The sequence below is a fragment of the Solicola agrisoli genome, assembly GCF_049059935.1.
Lineage (GTDB): Bacteria > Actinomycetota > Actinomycetes > Propionibacteriales > Nocardioidaceae > JAURVT01.
The window spans coordinates 23,861-40,219 of sequence record NZ_JBMGQR010000011.1; the positions used below are offsets into that span (position 1 = coordinate 23,861).

Genomic DNA, 16,359 nt, shown 5'->3' on the forward strand with positions numbered 1-16,359 from the left:
GTGTCATCACCGTACCGTCCTCACACTCCTGACAGGAGAGGCTCGTGGCCTCCGAGCGTTCCTACGCCCTCGCCGCCCTCGGCGGGGCGTCGTTCATCGCCTTCTCCGGCCCGCTCGTGCGCCTCGCCGAGGCCACCCCGACGGCGTCCGCGCTGATGCGCGTCGGGCTGGCCCTCCCGGTGCTCTGGCTGATGGTCCGCCTGGAGGAGCGCCGTCCGCGCTCGCTCCCCGGCACCCGTCAGCGCTGGCTGATGCGGCTCGGCGGCGCGTTCCTCGCCGTTGACCTCGTGCTCTGGGTGCACGCGATCGAGGCGGTCGGCGCGGGCCTGGCCACGGTGCTCGCGAACCTGCAGGTGCTCTTCGTCGGCGTGCTCGGCTGGTGGCTGCTCGCCGAGAAGCCCGCCCGGACGCTCGTCCTCGCGCTGCCGGTGATGCTCGGCGGCGTCGTGCTCGTCAGCGGCGTGGTGGGCGACGGCGCCTACGGGTCCGACCCCGTCGCGGGCGTGGTCTTCGGCCTCGCGACGTCGCTGATGTACGCCGGCTACATCCTGCTCATGCGCCTCGCCACGCGCACCGCCGTGCCCACCGGGGCGGCCCGCGCGGCGCTCGTCCGCCCGCTCTACGAGGCGACGCTCGGCGCCACCGCCGCGGCGCTCGTGATGGCCGTGGCGCTGCCCGGGTTCGACGTCAACGGCGCGCAGGGGTTCGGCTGGACGCTCGTCATCGCGCTGTCGTCGCAGGTGGTGGGGTGGATGCTCATCTCGATGGGCATGCCGCACCTGCCCGCCGCCGTCACCAGCGCGCTGCTGCTCGTCCAGCCCGTGCTGTCGGTCGTGATCGCGCGGCTGCTGTTCGACGAGACGCCGTCGCCGTCGCAGCTCCTGGGCGTGCTGCTCGTCCTGGCCGGCGTCATGCTGACGACGCTCGGCACCCGGACGCGTCGCGCCGCCGCGGCCGATCCGGTGCCCGCCCCCGCCTGATCCCCCGAGTTGTCGGTGCCTCAGGGGGCCATGGCCCTGTGAGGCACCGACAGCTCCTCAGGAACCGGCGGCGGCCTGCGCGGCGATGTCGGTGCGGTGGTGCGAGCCGTCGAGGCCGATCAGCGCGACGCCGGCGTAGGCACGCTCGCGGGCCTGGGCGAGGTCGTCGCCCCGCGCCGTCACCGACAGCACCCGACCACCGGACGAGACCAGCCGGCCGTCGTCGAGGCTCGTGCCGGCGTGGATGACGTCGACGCCCTCGAGCGCGTCGGCCGCCTCGACGCCGGTGATCCCGTCGCCCTTGCGGGGCGACGCCGGGTAGTCCTTCGCCGCGACGACGACGGTGACCGCCGCGCCCCTGTGCCAGCGCGGCAGGCCCACCTGGTCGAGCGAACCGGTGGCGGCACCGTGCAGCAGCGTCGCGACCGAGCTGTCGACGAGCGCCATCAGCACCTGCGTCTCGGGATCGCCGAAGCGGGCGTTGAACTCGATGACGCGGGTGCCGCGCGACGTCAGCGCGAGGCCCGCGTAGAGCAGGCCCTGGAACGGCGTGCCGCGCCGCGCCATCTCGTCGACGGTGGGCTGCAGGACGCGACGGGTGGCGTCGGCGACGAGGTCGTCGGGCGCCCACGGCAGCGGCGTGTACGCACCCATGCCGCCGGTGTTGGGGCCCTCGTCGGCGTCGAGCGCGCGCTTGAAGTCCTGCGCCGGCTGCAGCGGCAGGACGGTGGTGCCGTCGGTGACCGCGAACAGCGACACCTCGGGCCCGTCCAGGTACTCCTCGACGACGACGCGTCCGCACGCGGCGGCGTGGGCCACCGCCTCGTCGCGGTCGGACGTGACGACGACGCCCTTGCCCGCGGCCAGGCCGTCGTCCTTGACGACGTACGGCGGGCCGAACGCGTCGAGGGCGGAGGCGACCTCGTCTGCGGTCTCGCACACGTGCGCCATCGCGGTGGGCACCTCGGCGGCAGCCATCACCTGCTTGGCGAACGCCTTGGAGCCCTCGAGCTCGGCGGCCTCCCGCGACGGACCGAAGCACGCGACGCCGCGGTCGCGCACGGCGTCGGCCACCCCCGCGACGAGCGGCGCCTCGGGGCCCACGACGACGAGGTCGACGCCGAGCGACACCGCGAGGTCGGCGACGGCCGCGCCGTCCATCGGGTCGACGTCGTGCAGCGTGGCGACCGCCGCGATGCCCGGGTTGCCCGGCGCGGCGTGCACCTCGGTGACGACCGGGTCGCGCGAGAGGGCGAGCGCGAGGGCGTGCTCACGTCCGCCGGTGCCGATGACGAGGGTCTTCATGCAGGTCCTAGAGGAGGTCGTGACGCACGATGGTCGCCGCGCGATCGGGGCCGACGCCGACGGCGGAGATGCGGGCGCCGGACATCGCCTCGACGGCCTCGACGTAGGCGCGGGCGTTGGCGGGGAGGTCCTCGAAGGTGCGGGCCTCGCTGATGTCCTCCCACCAGCCGGGGAGGTACTCGTAGATCGGCACCGCGTGGTGGAAGTCGCTCTGGTTGACCGGCATCTCGTCGTGGCGCACGCCGTCGACGTCGTACGCGACGCAGACGGGCACCTGCTCGAGGCCGGTGAGCACGTCGAGCTTGGTGAGCACGAGGTCGGTGACGCCGTTGACGCGCGAGGCGTACCGGGCGATCACCGCGTCGTACCAGCCGCAGCGGCGCGGGCGTCCGGTCGTGGTGCCGTACTCGGCGCCGACCTTGCGCAGGTGCTCGCCGGCGTCGTCGTTCAGCTCGGTGGGGAACGGGCCCTCGCCGACGCGCGTCGTGTAGGCCTTGACGATGCCGATGACGCGGTCGATGCGCATGGGCGGCACGCCCGAGCCGGTGCAGGCGCCGCCGGCGGTGGCCGACGACGACGTGACGAACGGGTAGGTGCCGTGGTCGACGTCGAGCAGCGTGGCCTGGCCGGCCTCCAGCAGCACGGTCTCGCCGCGGTCGAGCGCCTGGTTGAGCAGCAGCCCGGTGTCGGCCACCATCGGCGCGAGCCGCTCGGTGAACGAGGTGAGGTCGTCGACGATCTCGTCGACGTCGACCGCGCGCCGGTTGTAGATCTTGGTGAGCACCTGGTTCTTCTGCTCGAGGGCCCCCTCGACCTTCTGGCGCAGGATCTTGGTGTCGAACAGGTCCTGGACGCGGATGCCGACGCGATTCATCTTGTCGGCGTAGGTCGGTCCGATGCCGCGGCCGGTGGTGCCGATGCGGCGCGAGCCGAGGAAGCGCTCGGTGACCTTGTCGAGGCTGCGGTTGTAGTCGGCGATGACGTGGGCGTTGGCGCTGATGCGCAGCCGACTGACGTCGACGCCGCGTGCCGAGAGCGCGTCGAGCTCCTCGAACAGCACCGACAGGTCGACGACGACGCCGTTGCCGATCACGGGCGTGCAGCCGGGCGTCAGGATGCCGCTGGGCAGCAGGTGCAGGGCGTACTTCTGGTCGCCGACGACCACGGTGTGGCCGGCGTTGTTGCCGCCGTTGAACTTGACGACGTAGTCGACCCGGCTGCCGAGGACGTCGGTGGCCTTGCCCTTGCCCTCGTCACCCCACTGCGCGCCGACGATGACGACTGCGGGCATGGGTGGTCCCCCTCAGGACGGACGAGAAGCCCCGGACGGCGGTTGACGGGTGGGCCGGGGCTCTGACGCAGGGAGTCTAACGGTGCACGGCCGCCGGGACGCCAACGGAGACGTGCGTAGGGTGACGTGGGTGGACGACATCCTCCTGATCAGCAACGCCAAGGCCGGCACAGCGGCGGACGACGCCGTCGAGGCCGCCGTCGGCGTGCTGCGCGGCGAGCACTCCATCCAGGTGGTCGCCACCGAGTCGCTGGAGGACCTCGGCGACGTGCTGGCCAAGCGCGCCGCCGACGGCGGGCCCGGCACCGTCGTCGTGGTCGGCGGCGACGGCAGCCTGCACGCCGTCGTCCAGGTGCTACACGACCGCGACGAGACCCGCGACGTCGTCCTCGGCCTGGTGCCGCTCGGCACCGGCAACGACTTCGCGCGCACCGTCGGCGTCGTCCCCGACCCCGAGGCCGCGGCCCAGCAGCTGCTCGCCGCCGAGGAGCGCGACGTCGACCTGATCGTCGACGACGCGGGCGGCGTCGTCGTCAACGCCGTGCACCTCGGTCTCGGCGCCGAGGCTGGCGTCGCGGCCAAGCCCTGGAAGGCGCGGCTCGGCCCGCTCGGCTACGTGGTGGGCGCCTTCATCTCCGGCTTCACCAAGCCCGGCAAGGACGTCGCGGTGCGCGTCGACGGCGAGCCCGTCCGCGGCCGCGGCCGCACGCTGCAGGTGGCGCTCGGCAACGGACGCTACGTCGGTGGCGGTACCGCGCTCGTGCCCCACGCCGACCCGTCGGACGGCAAGATCGACGTCGAGGTGTCGTTCGCCGACCCCCTGATGCGGCGCCTGTCCTACGCGATCTCGCTTCGCTTCGGCGTCCAGGACAAGCGCGACGACGTCTCCCACGCCCGCGGCGCCGAGGTGCACGTGCGCGGCGAGGAGTTCCGCTGCAACGCCGACGGCGAGATCGGCGACCCCGTCACCGAGCGCACCTGGCACGTCGAGCCCGCCGCCCTGCGGATGCTCCTGCCTCCCCCGCCGTCCCTGTGACGGGGCGGTCGTTCACCAGGTTCTCCTGGTGAACGGTCGCGAACCACGGCGGACTCGCCATGGTTCGCGACCGTCCACCGTGGTTCGTCTGCGTCAGAGCAGCTCGTCGTGCGCCTCGCGCGACGACTCGAGGAGGAACTCGCGCGTGCGGTGGGCCTCCTCCTCGTCGCCGATGCGGGTGCTCGCGATCGACAGCGCGGCGAGCGCGCGGAGGAACCCGCGGTTGGGCTCGTGCGACCACGGGACGGGCCCGAAGCCCTTCCAGCCGTTGCGACGCAGGGCGTCCAGTCCGCGGTGGTAGCCGGTGCGCGCGAACGCGTACGCCTCGATGTCCTGGTCGCCGGCGGCCAGCGCCTTCTCGGCGAGGACGGCCCAGGCGTGGCTGGACGACGGGTGCGACGCCGCGACGGTGCGCGGGTCGGCGTCGGACGACTCGGACTCGGCGGGGTCGTCGGGCAGGCGGGTCTCGGGCGGCTCTCCCAGGAGGTTGGTCATGCGTCCATCCTGCCGTGCGCACGGTCGGCGCCGCCGCCCGCGGGGGTGGCGAGCGACAGCGCGAAGTCGCCGGGCTCGTCGGTCCACCAGTGGACGAGGTCGAGGCCGGCCGCCGCGAGCTCGCGCTCCACGCCGTCGCGCCGGAACTTCGACGACACCTCGGTGCGGACGTCCTCGCCGGCCTCGAACGGCACCTCGAGGTCGGCGCCCGGCACCCGCACCGCCTGCGCGACGGACGACCGCAGCCGCATCTCGATGCGCTCCTCGTCGGCGTCCCAGAGCGCGACGTGCTCGAACGAGTCGGGGTCGACGTCGGCGTCCAGCTCGGCCGCGAGCACCCGCAGGACGTTGCGGTTGAACGCCGCGGTGACCCCGGCAGCGTCGTCGTACGCCGCGACGAGGCGGTCGGCGTCCTTGACCAGGTCGGTGCCGAGCAGCAGGTGGTCGCCGGGCTGCAGCGCCGCGGCGATGCGGCTCAGGAACGCCGCGCGCGGACCGGGCTCGTAGTTGCCGATCGTGGAGCCGAGGAACGCCACCAGCCGTGAGCCGCCGGCTGGCGTCGGGATGGACTCGTCGAAGTCGGCCACCTGCGGCTCGACGGCCAGCCCCGGGTACTCGGCGACGAGCGCCGTGCGCGCCTGCTCGAGCACGACGGGGTCGACGTCGAGCGGCACGAACGTCTCGAGGGTGCCGTGGGCTCGCAGCGCGTCGAGGAGCAGCCGGGTCTTGTCGGATGTGCCGCTGCCGAGCTCGACCAGCGTCGTGGCCTCGGTGAGCTTGGCGATCGACGGCGCCTGCTCGTCGAGGATGGCCCGCTCGGCGCGCGTCGGGTAGTACTCGGGCAGCCGGGTGATCTGGTCGAACAGGTCGCTGCCGCGGCCGTCGTAGAAGTACTTGGGCGGCAGCGTGTACGGACGCGACCCGAGCCCGGCGCGGACGTCGGCGATCATCTGGGTGCGGCGGTCGGTCACGGGGTCTCCAGGGGGGTCGCGCACACGCCGTCGGCGGTGACGGTGAGCAGGTGCCGGTCGGGGACGGACGTCCAGCCGGGGGTGTCGTCGGGCTCGCTGGCGACGAGGACGCCGTCGGGCCGCTGCTGCCAGCTGAGCGTGTCGCCCCAGGTGGTGGCGAGCAGCCGGTCGCGCGACAGCAGCAGCAGGTTCATCCGCGCGTCGGGGTCGTCGGCCGCGATCGTCGCGAGCGTGCGGCCGACGTCGTCGACGCCGTCGCGCACCACCCGGGCGGCGAGCAGGGCGGCGTCGCACGCCGACTCGGCTTCGATGGACGGGCCGACGGCGTCGCGGTCGACCCGGCCGTTGTGCGACACCAGCCAGCCGTCGTGCAGGAAGGGCGCGGCGGCGGTGGCGTCGGCGGGCATGCCGACGCTGGCCGAGCGGACGGCGGCGACCACGCGTCCCGAGCTCAGGTGCGGGGCCATCGCGGCGAACGACACGTCGCCCCACAGCGGCTTGTCCGACCGCCACCGCGCGGGCTCACCGGGCTCGCCCGGGTGGAACCCGACGCCCCACCCGTCGGCGTTGACGGTGCCGTGCGCCTGGTGGCGCGGCGCGTACGACTGCGCGAGCAGACCGTGCGACGGCTCGAGGACGAGCGACGCGACCGTGCGCGGCGCACCGAACCACGCGAGGTGGCGGCACACCTCAGAGGTCCCAGGCGAGCCGGAGGCCGGTGAAGATCTGACGACGGTACGGGTGGTCCCAGTTGCGGAACGACGGACGGACGGTGGCCGTCGCCGCGGCCCACGAGCCGCCGCGGAGGATCTTGTAGTCGCCGCCGAAGAACGGCGCGGTGTAGTCGGCGTAGAGCATCGGGGTGAAGCCGGGCCAGGGCGTGAGGTCCGAGCTCGTCCACTCCCAGACGTCGCCGATCATCTGCTCGACGCCGTACGCCGACGCGCCGCCGGGGTAGGCGCCGACCTCGGCGGGACGCAGCGCGCCACCGCCGAGGTTGGCGGTGCTCTCGGACGGACGCTCCTCGCCCCACGGCCAGCGGCGTCGTCGCCCGAGGGCGGGGTCCCAGACGCAGGCCTTCTCCCACTCCAGCTCGGTGGGCAGGCGCGCACCGGCCCAGGCGGCGTAGGCCTCGGCCTCGAAGTGGGTGACGTGCTGGACGGGCTCGTCGGCAGGCAGGTCCTCGACGATCCCGAAGCGGGTGCGGGTGCCGTCGGCGTGCCACGACATGGGCCGCTCCAGCCCGGCCTCGATGCGGTGCTGCCAGCCGCGCGTGGTCCACCAGCGCGGCTGGTCGTAGCCGCCGTCGGCGACGAAGCCGGCCCACTCGGCGTTGGTGACGGGCACGCGCCCGATGCGGAAGCCGGGCACGTCGACCACGTGGGCGGGCCGCTCGTTGTCGAGCGAGCCGGGCTCGGCGGCGGCGTCGACTCCGATGACGACCTCGCCGCCGGGCACCGTGACGGCGTCGTGCGGCACCCGGCGTCCGGCGGGAAGCGGCGCGCGGGGCGTGAGCAGCGCGGCCCCGGTGCGCAGGTGCAGCGTGGCGAGCATCGTCTCGTCGTGCTGCTCCTCGTGCTGGGCGACCATCGCGAACGGGAACACGTCGTCGGCGCGCTCGAGCAGGTCGAGCACGCGTCCACGCACCTCGCGTCCGTACCGGCGGGCCTCGACCGGCGGCATCAGCGGCAGCGACGGGCGGTCGGCGCGCGCGTGCTGGAACGCGTCGTACAGCGACTCGACGTGCGGCGGGAGCAGGCCGGGGCGGTCGGCCACGCCCTCGCGCAGCAGCCACAGCTCCTCCTGCTGGGCGACGTGCGCGAGGTCCCACACGAGCGGGCTCATGATCGGGCTGTGCTGGGCGCGCAGCTCGGACTCGTCGAGGTCGGTGAGCCAGGACGTGCGGGCGCGGGCGGACTCGAGGTCGCGCGCCACCTGGTCGGCGTCGGGCAGGGTCATCGGGAGAGCTCCTCCAGGACGGGACCGGCGCCGCGGGTGCGCAGGTCGTCGGCGATCAGCGCGCCCACCGAGGTGCCGCGCGCGGCGAGGCGGCGCAGCTCGGTGAGGGCGGCGAGGTCGGGATCGGGCAGGTCGACGACGGCGAGGGCCGCGTCGAGGCAGGTGACGGCGGCCGCGGCGAGGTCGGGGTCGGCCAGGCCGCGGGTGGTGGCCTGCGTCCAGTGGGCGGCGACGGGCGCGATCGCGACGTCGACGACCGGGTGCACGCGCTCGTCGTCGAGCCACGCGACGACGGCCGCGACGACCGCGGGCCACCAGGGCTCGGGCAGCGCGTCGAGGCAGCGCAGCTCGAGGAACCCGCGCAGCCGCAGCGGCGGGAACACCGTCGTCAGGTGGCGACGCAGGTCGGCGACGGTGGGCGCCGGCCAGCCGCCGGGGCGATCCACCCACTGCGCGAAGCTGCGGGTGTCGTCGGCGCACCGCAGGGCGCCGGCATCGTCGGGCAGGTGCATGACGGGCGCGGCGAGGGCGCGCTCGGTCCAGGTGGCGACGGGGTCGTCGGTGTCGGCGAGCGGGCCCGAGACCAGCGGCGGCATGCCCGACCACGCGCGCTGGCGGGCCGACGCGACGCCGGTGTCGACGCCCGCGAGGTGGGCCGAGGTGCCCGTCAGCGCGGTGAGCAGGGGGCCGAGCCGGGACGCGCGACGGACGCGGCTCGCCCACTCGTGCGGACGGCCGGCCTCGACGTTGACCTGGAGCGCGGCCGTCGAGCACATCATCGTGCGGCCGTCGGCGGCGCCGGTGGCCTGGGCGTCGAACCAGCCCTCCATGCACGCGTAGCGCGGCGCGGGGTTGAGCCGGCGCGACGGACGCACGGGGTCGGCGCCGAGGAACACCCAGGCCAGACCCTCCTCGCGCAGGCGCGCGCGCACGAGCGCGACCTCGGCGCGCGTGGCGGCGATGGCCGTCGCAGCGTCGCGGTGGACCCCCGACGACACCTCCACCTGGCCGCCGGGCTCGACGGTCGTCCGTCCGCCGTGGGGCAGGTCGGCGAGCTCGTCGACAAGGGCCGCGATCACGCCGAAGTCGGGATGGACGTCGGGACGTCCGAGCGGGTGGACGTGGCCCTCCACCTCGATCCCGACCGGCCCGGGGGCGCGGTCGACGAGCGCGGCGTCCGCCACGAGCGTGCGCGCGGACGCGGCGTCGAGGACGCGGGCACCGTCGGCGGTGGAGAGCGTCGGCTGGCTGGCTGTGCTGGTGTGGTGCGTCGTCGTCACCGTGTCACCCCTCGCGGTCCGGACCGGATCTGCGAGCAGATCCGCGGGTCATCGGGGCCGGGTATCGCGCACTCGGCCTTCGATGTCCACTATGCGCCACCCCTCCGACAGATGCACGTCCCGGGCCGGGTCGAATACCACGGTCTCCTGGTAAACGGTCGCGAACCATGGCACGTTCGCCGTGGTTCGCGACCGAGTGCCATGGTTCGTCAGGAGGCCAGACGGCGGGTGCCGTACAGCCGGGCCGACCGCTCCAGGTCGGCGGCAAGACCCTGGGCAGTCAGCCTCCGGCGGTCAGGCGCGAGGTCGGCCCAGACCAGCCGCGTCATCCCCCAACCGAGGCTTCGCATCGCGTCCTCTCGTGCTTTCTCGGCCACGACCACGTCCGAAGGCGTCTGACCCTCTCGGAGCAGCCGCCCGTACTTGATCCGGCCGTCGAACTCGGCCAGGTGTCGGTGGGCCTCCCACCCCAGGTCGGACCGGCCGACGAACAACCCGTCCGGCCGCTCGAGGACGAGCTGGCACCGCGGTGCCGGGAGCAGGAACTCGTAGCAGAGGTAGCGGCTCCGGGTCTCCCCAGCGCTCTCAGCCAGTGGATCGGCGAGCCGGAGAGTGATGCCGGCAGTGCGCGCACCTCGATGGTGAGCTGCCATCTCGGCGACAACGTGAAGGCGTTCCTCCTCGGCCACGCCGAGGTGGAGCGCTGAGTCCACCATGACGAGCCCGGGCTCGACACGGACCGCGCACATCGCCTGCCACAAGCTGGTCTCGGAATCGACCAGCAGGACACCGTTGACCACCTCGAGGCCGCCGGGATCGATCACACCGACGTGGTGCCTCACCCCGGCCTCACGCCGTCCGCTACCGGAGTCGAGCCTCTGCACGTCGACGATCGAGAGGTCGACACCCCACACCTCGACACCTCGCTCCACGAGGGCGGAGACTCCGCACAGAGCGACTCGGCCGCCGTGCCGTGCGAGCACGGCGCGTCCCCTCACGCGGAACCGCTGGACGGAGCTCAGCGACGCCCAGACGGTGGGCAGCGCGTAGGCGCCCTGCCGGAACCGATGCAGCACGTCACGGTCGACGAGCTTGGTGATCCCGTAGCTGGTGAGACCCAGCCCCAGCAGATCACCGGTGGTGATGAAGCCACCGCGGGTGGTCGAGATCGTCGCGAGTTCGTCGTCCATGGGACGAGGTTCGGGCCGCGTCGTCGATGCGCGCCAGGGCGCTGATCCGATCAGTGGACGAACCACGTCGGAGACTCACCCTGTGGACACGAGGCGGGCTCGACAGACCACGGTGAACAGTCGCGAACCACGGCATTCTTGCCGTGGTTCGCGACCGATTACCAGGAGAACCTGGTAATCGACACCAGTGTCAGACGCGGGTGCCGGCGGAGCGGAGGTTGGCGCAGGCCTCGGCGACGCGGGCGGCCATGCCGGCCTCGGCGAGCTTGCCCCAGGCGCGGGGGTCGTACTGCTTCTTGTTGCCGACCTCGCCGTCGATCTTCAGGACGCCGTCGAAGTTGCGGAGCATGTGCTCGGCCACGGGGCGGGTGAAGGCGTACTGGGTGTCGGTGTCGATGTTCATCTTGACGACGCCGTAGTCGACGGCCGCCGAGATCTCCTCGGGCAGCGAGCCCGAGCCGCCGTGGAACACCAGGTCGAACGGCTCGTCCTTGCCGTACTTCTCCGCGACCGCCTTCTGTGCGGCCTGCAGCACCTCGGGACGCAGCTTGACGTTGCCCGGCTTGTAGACGCCGTGCACGTTGCCGAACGTCAGCGCGGTCAGGTAGCGGCCCTTCTCGCCGGTACCGAGCGCGGCGGCGGTGGCCAGCGCGTCCTCGGGGGTCGAGTAGAGCTGCTCGTTGATCTCGGCCTCGACGCCGTCCTCCTCGCCGCCGACGACGCCGATCTCGACCTCGAGGATGATGTGCGCGGCCGCGGCGCGGGCCAGCAGCTCCTGCGCGATCTCGAGGTTCTCCTCGAGCGGCACGGCCGAGCCGTCCCACATGTGCGACTGGAACCACGGCAGGCCGCCGCTCTTGACGCGCTCCTCGCTCGCCGCGAGCAGCGGGCGGACGAAGCCGTCGAGCTTGTCCTTGGGGCAGTGGTCGGTGTGCAGCGCGACGTTGATCGGGTAGGCCTTGGCGGCCTCCTCGGCGAACGCGGCGAACGCGAGCGAGCCCGCGGCCATGTTCTTGACGGTGGGGCCGGACCAGTACTCGGCGCCGCCGGTGGAGACCTGGACGATGCCGTCGCTCTCGGCCTCGGCGAAGCCGGCGAGGGCCGCGTGCAGGGTCTGCGAGGAGCTGACGTTGACGGCCGGGTACGCGTACGACTCGCGCTTGGCCTTGTCGAGCATCTCGGCGTAGACCTCGGGTGTGGCGACGGGCATGGTGTCTCCTTGCAGACGGGCGATCGGGGCGGCTCGGGCTCAGTATCCCAACTGACCGGCCAGAGCACGAGCGGCCACCTGCACCGGGTCCCAGGTGGGCGAGAACGGCGGCGCGTACGCGAGGTCGCTCAGCATCACGTCGTCGACGCTCAGCCCGGCCCACAGCGCGGTGGCGACGGTGTCGATCCGCAGCGCCGAACCCTCGCGTCCGACGATCTGCGCGCCCAGCACCCGACGCGTCGCGGCGTCGGCCACCATCTTGACGGTCATCGGCTCGGCGCCCGGGTAGTAGCCGGCCCGCGTGGTCGCCTCGATCGTCGCGCTGACGGCGTCGAGCCCGGCGTCCAGCGCCGCGCGCTCGGTGAGCCCGGTGATGCCGATCTCGAGGTCGCACACCTTGGTGACGGCCGTGCCGAGGACGCCAGGGAAGGACGCGAGGTCGCCCGAGGCGCCGACGTTGCGCCCGACCACCCACCCCTGCTTGTTGGCGTGGGTGCCGAGCGGGACGTGCACCGCCGCGCCGGTCAGCCGGTGCCGCGACTCGACGCAGTCGCCGGCGGCCCACACGTGACGGTCGACGTCCACGCGCTGGTGCTCGTCGACGACGTACCCGCCCAGGTCGCCGACGGGCAGGCCGGCGTCGGCGGCGAGCGTCGCGCGCGGCCTGACGCCGAGCCCGAGGACCACCAGGTCGGCGTCGAGCGTGCCGGCGGACGTCTCGACCGACCGGACGTGCCCCTGCGCGTCCACGCCGAAGCCCTCCACGGCGGTGCCCATGTGCGTGGTGATGCCGAGGCCGTCCATCGCGACGTGCACCTGCGCGCCGAGCTCGGGATCGAGCAGCGTCATCGGCGCCTCGGCCTGGTCGACGACGGTGACCTCGAGACCGCGCAGCAGGCACGCCTCGGCCATCTCGATGCCGATGTACCCGCTGCCGACGACGACCACGCGCCGCACGTCGGCCAGCGCGTCGACGAGGCGACACCCGTCGTCGAGCGACTGGACGCCGTGGATGCCAGCGGCGTCGATGCCGGGCAGCGGCGGGCGGACGGGCTCCGCACCTGTGGCGATCAGGAGGTCGTCGTACTCGAGCCGGTCGGTGCCGCCGTCGGCGTCGCGGACGTCGACCGAGCGCGAGTCGGGGTGGATCGCGACGGCCTCGACACCGGTGCGCACGTCGATGCCGCGCTCGCGGTGCTGCTCGGGGCTGCGCGCGACGAGCCCGTCGGGGCCGTCGACCTCGCCGGCCACCCAGTAGGGGATGCCGCAGGCCGAGTACGACGTCCAGGTGGTCCGCTCGACGACCACCACCTCGACGTCGTCGCCCAGCCGACGCTTGGTGCCCGACGCCGCGCTCATGCCGGCCGCGTCGCCCCCGATCACGAGCAGTCGCTTCGTCATGCCCACGACCCTAGGACGCGGGCGGCGGCCCCGCGTGCTGACGGACCCAGGCGTGCATGACGACGGCCGCGGCGGCGCCGGCGTTGATCGAGCGGGTGGAGCCGTACTGGGCGATGGCCAGCGTGGTGCCGCAGGCGGCGCGCATCTGCTCGCTCAGGCCCGGGCCCTCCTGGCCGAGCACCAGGACGCACGCCCGCGGCAGCGACGCGGTCTCGAGCGGCACCGACCCGGGCACGTTGTCGACGCCCAGCACCGGCAGCCCCTCCCCCGCCGCCCACGCGGCGAACGCGTCGACGTCCGGGTGGTGCTGCAGGTGCAGGTAGCGGTCGGTGACCATCGCCCCGCGACGGTTCCAGCGGCGACGTCCGACCAGGTGCACGGCCGCCACGTTGAAGGCGTTGGCGGTGCGCACGACCGAGCCGATGTTGGAGTCGTGCTGCCAGTTCTCGATCGCGACGTGCAGCCGGTGACGACGGGTGTCGAGGTCGGCGACGATCGCCTCGACGCTCCAGTAGCGGTAGGCGTCGACGACGTTGCGACGGTCGCCGTGCTCGAGCAGCTCGGGGTCGAGCCGCGCGTCGTCGGGCCACGGCCCCTCCCAGGGGCCGACGCCGACCTCGGGGGGCTCGGTCACGCCAGTCCGAGCTCGTCCTTGCCGACGGCCCAGCGGTACTCGTGGCCCGCCTCGGCGATCCGCTCGGCGGCGCCCGTGGCGCGGTCGACGACCACGGCGACGCCGACGACGATCGCGCCCGCCTCGACCAGCGCGTCGACGGCGGTGAGCACCGAGCCCCCGGTGGTGTTGGTGTCCTCGACGGCGAGCACCCGCCGCCCGGCGACGTCGGGGCCCTCGATCAGGCGCTGCATGCCGTGCTGCTTCTCGGCCTTGCGGACGACGAACGCGTCGAGCGCGCGACCCTGCGCGGCGGCCTGGTGCATCATCGCGCTGGCGACGGGGTCGGCGCCCAGCGTGAGGCCGCCCACGGCGTCGTACTCCAGGTCGTCGGTGAGCTCGAGCATGACGCGGCCGATGGCGGGCGCGGCCGCGGCGTCGAGCGTCACGCGGCGCATGTCGACGTAGTAGTCGGCCTCGCGGCCCGACGACAGCGTGACGCGCCCGTGCACGACGGCCTTGGTCTTGATCTGCTCGATGACGGTCGCGCGGTCGCTCATGCCCCGAACCCTAGAGGAGCCGGCGGACGGTCCGGCCAGGACCGAGCGTCAGGTCTGGGGCGGCTTGGGCTCGGCGGTCCTCAGGTCGCCGAACACCACCTGGCGGTCGTCGGTGTGGAACAGCTCGGAGCAGGTGACCAGCGTGATCATCCGGTCGACCGGGGTGGTGCCGGCCGGCTTGCCCGGCACGGGGTCGGTGACCCAGGTGTCGGTGAAGTCGACGGTGCGGTCGGTGCCGGCGTCGCGCAGCACGTAGGTGTAGACGTCGGTGCGCGTCTCGACCACGACGGTGTCGCCCTTGCGCAGCTTCAGGAAGTCGCGGAACGGCTCCCCGTGCGTGACGCGGTGGCCCGCGATCGCGAAGTTGCCGATGGCGCCGGGCTCGGCCGACCTCGGGAACCAGCCGATGCCGCGCGCGAGCGACTTCTGGTCGACGCCCTTGACCAGCGGCACCTCGTAGGTCTTGCCGAACCGCGGGATGCGCACGAGGGCGATCGCGTCGCCGCGCACCGGGTTCTTCTGCTCGGCCGACGCCCACTGCGCGTCCAGGCCCTCGCTCAGCGACGCCTGCGCCCGCTTGGAGACGATGTTGGTGCCGTAGTACTCCCAGCCCACGTACCCGAGCATCGAGACGCCGACGGCCATCAGCACGACACCGACCAGCGTCGCGGTGCCCCAGCGTCGGCGCTTGCCGGGGGCAGGTGGGGTCGTCGACTCCCGAGTCGTGGCGCTCACCTGCCCAGTGTCTCACCTCACAGCCACGGCTAGCCTCGGAGCCGTGAAGACCGACAGCGAACGCACCCGTGGCCTCGGCACCACCGTCTTCGCCGAGATGTCGGCCCTGGCCCTGCGCACCGGCGCGGTCAACCTCGGCCAGGGGTTCCCCGACACCGACGGTCCCGCGTCCGTCGTCGACGCCGCCGTGGCCGCGATGCGCGGCGGTCGCAACCAGTACGCCCCCGGCCCCGGCGTGCCCGAGCTGCGCCACGCGGTCGCCGCCCACCAGCGCCGCTTCTACGGCATCGACCTCGACCCCGACACCGAGGTCGCCGTGACGACGGGCGCCACCGAGGCCGTCGCCGCCGCGCTGCTGGGCCTGGTCGACCCGGGCGACGAGGTCGTCGTCCTCGAGCCGTACTACGACTCGTACGTCGCCGGCATCCAGATGGCCGGCGGCGTCCGGCGGCCGGTGACGCTGCACTGGCCCGACTTCCGCCTGGACGTCGACGCCCTGCGCGCCGCGGTCACCGACCGCACCCGCGTGCTCCTGCTCAACACCCCGCACAACCCGACCGGCACCGTCCTGACGCCCGACGAGCTCGCCGCGGTGGCGCGGGTCGCCGTCGAGCACGACCTCACCGTGGTCAGCGACGAGGTCTACGAGCACCTCACGTTCGACGGACGGGTGCACGTCCCGATCTGCACGCTGCCCGGGATGGCCGAGCGGACCCTGACGATCTCCAGCGGCGGCAAGACGTTCTCGTTCACCGGCTGGAAGGTCGGCTGGGCGAGCGGACCGGCGCCGCTGGTGCGCGCGATGCTCGCCGCCAAGCAGTTCCTCACGTTCACCTCGGGCGCGCCGCTGCAGCCCGCCATCGCCGAGGCGCTGGGATCGGACGACGCCTACTTCGCGGGCGTCCGCGACGAGCTGCAGCGACGCCGCGACCAGCTCTGCGAGGGGCTGGACGCGCTCGGGCTCGACGTCCACGTGCCCGACGGCACCTACTTCGCCACCACCGACATCCGCCCCCTCGGCTTCGACGACGGCCTCGAGTTCTGCCTGTCGCTGCCCGAGCGCGCCGGTGTGGTCGCGGTGCCCCACCAGGTGTTCTACGACCACGTCGACGTCGGCCGACCGCTCGTCCGGTGGGCGTTCTGCAAGCGCGAGGAGGTGCTCACCGAGGCCCTCGGCCGCCTCGAGGCCCTCCGTCGCGGCGGCCGCGCCTGATCGGTGCGCCGGACCTCCGCGTTCGGTCTGGCACGGAGGCGATCCGGGGGTACATTTGGAGCAAGGACGGCGGGACCCGAGACCCCCCGTCCGCAGCCGCCCCGCCGTTCACCCCCCGAG

At 73.5% G+C, this 16,359-nt stretch carries 16 protein-coding genes; 3 read left to right on the forward strand and 13 right to left on the reverse strand.

Translation table 11 applies throughout. The annotated features are described in order from the left end of the window. Nucleotides 1-44 precede the first annotated feature (44 nt). Entirely contained in the window at nt 45-980 is a 936-nt protein-coding gene (locus tag ACI6PP_RS06175; RefSeq protein WP_421110008.1) for a DMT family transporter, read from the forward strand. 57 nt (nt 981-1,037) lie between these two features. Here the strand turns inward: ACI6PP_RS06175 and purD are convergent, their stop codons facing one another. Together purD and ACI6PP_RS06185 are read right to left on the reverse strand one after the other, a co-directional pair. Beyond that, nucleotides 1,038-2,285, reverse strand: coding sequence for a phosphoribosylamine--glycine ligase (gene purD, locus ACI6PP_RS06180; RefSeq protein ID WP_421110009.1), 1,248 nt, complete (start codon nt 2,283-2,285; stop codon nt 1,038-1,040). A 7-nt stretch (nt 2,286-2,292) separates the two neighbouring features. Next, a complete protein-coding gene (locus ACI6PP_RS06185) occupies nt 2,293-3,576 on the reverse strand; it encodes an adenylosuccinate synthase (protein WP_421110010.1) in 1,284 nt (427 codons plus the stop codon). 130 nt (nt 3,577-3,706) lie between these two features. On the opposite strand from ACI6PP_RS06185, the gene ACI6PP_RS06190 reads away from it, so the two are divergent. Beyond that, complete coding sequence (locus ACI6PP_RS06190; RefSeq protein WP_421110011.1) at nt 3,707-4,612, forward strand: diacylglycerol/lipid kinase family protein; 906 nt, start codon at nt 3,707-3,709, stop codon at nt 4,610-4,612. A gap of 93 nt (nt 4,613-4,705) precedes the next feature. On the opposite strand, the gene ACI6PP_RS06195 is transcribed toward ACI6PP_RS06190, so the two are convergent. The 11 genes from ACI6PP_RS06195 to ACI6PP_RS06245 form a co-directional block, all read right to left on the reverse strand. Next, nucleotides 4,706-5,107 (reverse strand): DUF3151 domain-containing protein, encoded by a 402-nt coding sequence (locus tag ACI6PP_RS06195; RefSeq protein WP_421110012.1) that lies wholly within the window; start codon nt 5,105-5,107, stop codon nt 4,706-4,708. After that, entirely contained in the window at nt 5,104-6,078 is a 975-nt protein-coding gene (gene egtD, locus ACI6PP_RS06200) for an L-histidine N(alpha)-methyltransferase (RefSeq protein ID WP_421110013.1), read from the reverse strand. Before egtD ends, ACI6PP_RS06195 begins: the two co-directional genes overlap by 4 nt. Next, the gene (gene egtC / locus ACI6PP_RS06205; protein ID WP_421110014.1) at nt 6,075-6,767 is read right to left on the reverse strand and encodes an ergothioneine biosynthesis protein EgtC; all 693 of its coding nucleotides are present in this window, start codon (nt 6,765-6,767) and stop codon (nt 6,075-6,077) included. The genes egtD and egtC overlap by 4 nt, the downstream gene beginning before the upstream one ends. Before the next feature lies 1 nt (nt 6,768). After that, entirely contained in the window at nt 6,769-8,037 is a 1,269-nt protein-coding gene (gene egtB, locus ACI6PP_RS06210) for an ergothioneine biosynthesis protein EgtB (RefSeq protein ID WP_421110015.1), read from the reverse strand. Continuing rightward, nucleotides 8,034-9,317 carry a glutamate-cysteine ligase family protein gene (locus tag ACI6PP_RS06215; protein WP_421110016.1) on the reverse strand — a complete coding sequence of 428 codons (1,284 nt, stop codon included), beginning with the start codon at nt 9,315-9,317 and terminating at the stop codon, nt 8,034-8,036. Before ACI6PP_RS06215 ends, egtB begins: the two co-directional genes overlap by 4 nt. Before the next feature lie 209 nt (nt 9,318-9,526). After that, on the reverse strand, nt 9,527-10,507 hold the full coding sequence (locus ACI6PP_RS06220; RefSeq protein ID WP_421110017.1) for a type IV toxin-antitoxin system AbiEi family antitoxin domain-containing protein: 981 nt from the start codon (nt 10,505-10,507) through the stop codon (nt 9,527-9,529). Nucleotides 10,508-10,697: 190 nt separating this feature from the next. Further along, a complete protein-coding gene (gene fbaA, locus ACI6PP_RS06225; RefSeq protein ID WP_421110018.1) occupies nt 10,698-11,717 on the reverse strand; it encodes a class II fructose-bisphosphate aldolase in 1,020 nt (339 codons plus the stop codon). 39 nt (nt 11,718-11,756) lie between these two features. Then, nucleotides 11,757-13,118, reverse strand: a complete 1,362-nt coding sequence (locus ACI6PP_RS06230; protein WP_421110019.1) for an FAD-dependent oxidoreductase — start codon at nt 13,116-13,118, stop codon at nt 11,757-11,759. 10 nt (nt 13,119-13,128) lie between these two features. Continuing rightward, nucleotides 13,129-13,752: a TrmH family RNA methyltransferase gene (locus ACI6PP_RS06235; RefSeq protein ID WP_421110020.1), complete on the reverse strand. Its 624-nt coding sequence runs from the start codon at nt 13,750-13,752 to the stop codon at nt 13,129-13,131. Further along, nucleotides 13,749-14,291: an orotate phosphoribosyltransferase gene (gene pyrE / locus ACI6PP_RS06240; RefSeq protein ID WP_421110021.1), complete on the reverse strand. Its 543-nt coding sequence runs from the start codon at nt 14,289-14,291 to the stop codon at nt 13,749-13,751. The genes ACI6PP_RS06235 and pyrE overlap by 4 nt, the downstream gene beginning before the upstream one ends. Nucleotides 14,292-14,339: 48 nt before the next feature. Beyond that, entirely contained in the window at nt 14,340-15,026 is a 687-nt protein-coding gene (locus ACI6PP_RS06245; protein ID WP_421110022.1) for a class E sortase, read from the reverse strand. A gap of 43 nt (nt 15,027-15,069) precedes the next feature. On the opposite strand from ACI6PP_RS06245, the gene ACI6PP_RS06250 reads away from it, so the two are divergent. Next, the gene (locus tag ACI6PP_RS06250) at nt 15,070-16,239 is read left to right on the forward strand and encodes a pyridoxal phosphate-dependent aminotransferase (protein WP_421110023.1); all 1,170 of its coding nucleotides are present in this window, start codon (nt 15,070-15,072) and stop codon (nt 16,237-16,239) included. The last annotated feature ends 120 nt before the right edge of the window (nt 16,240-16,359 follow it).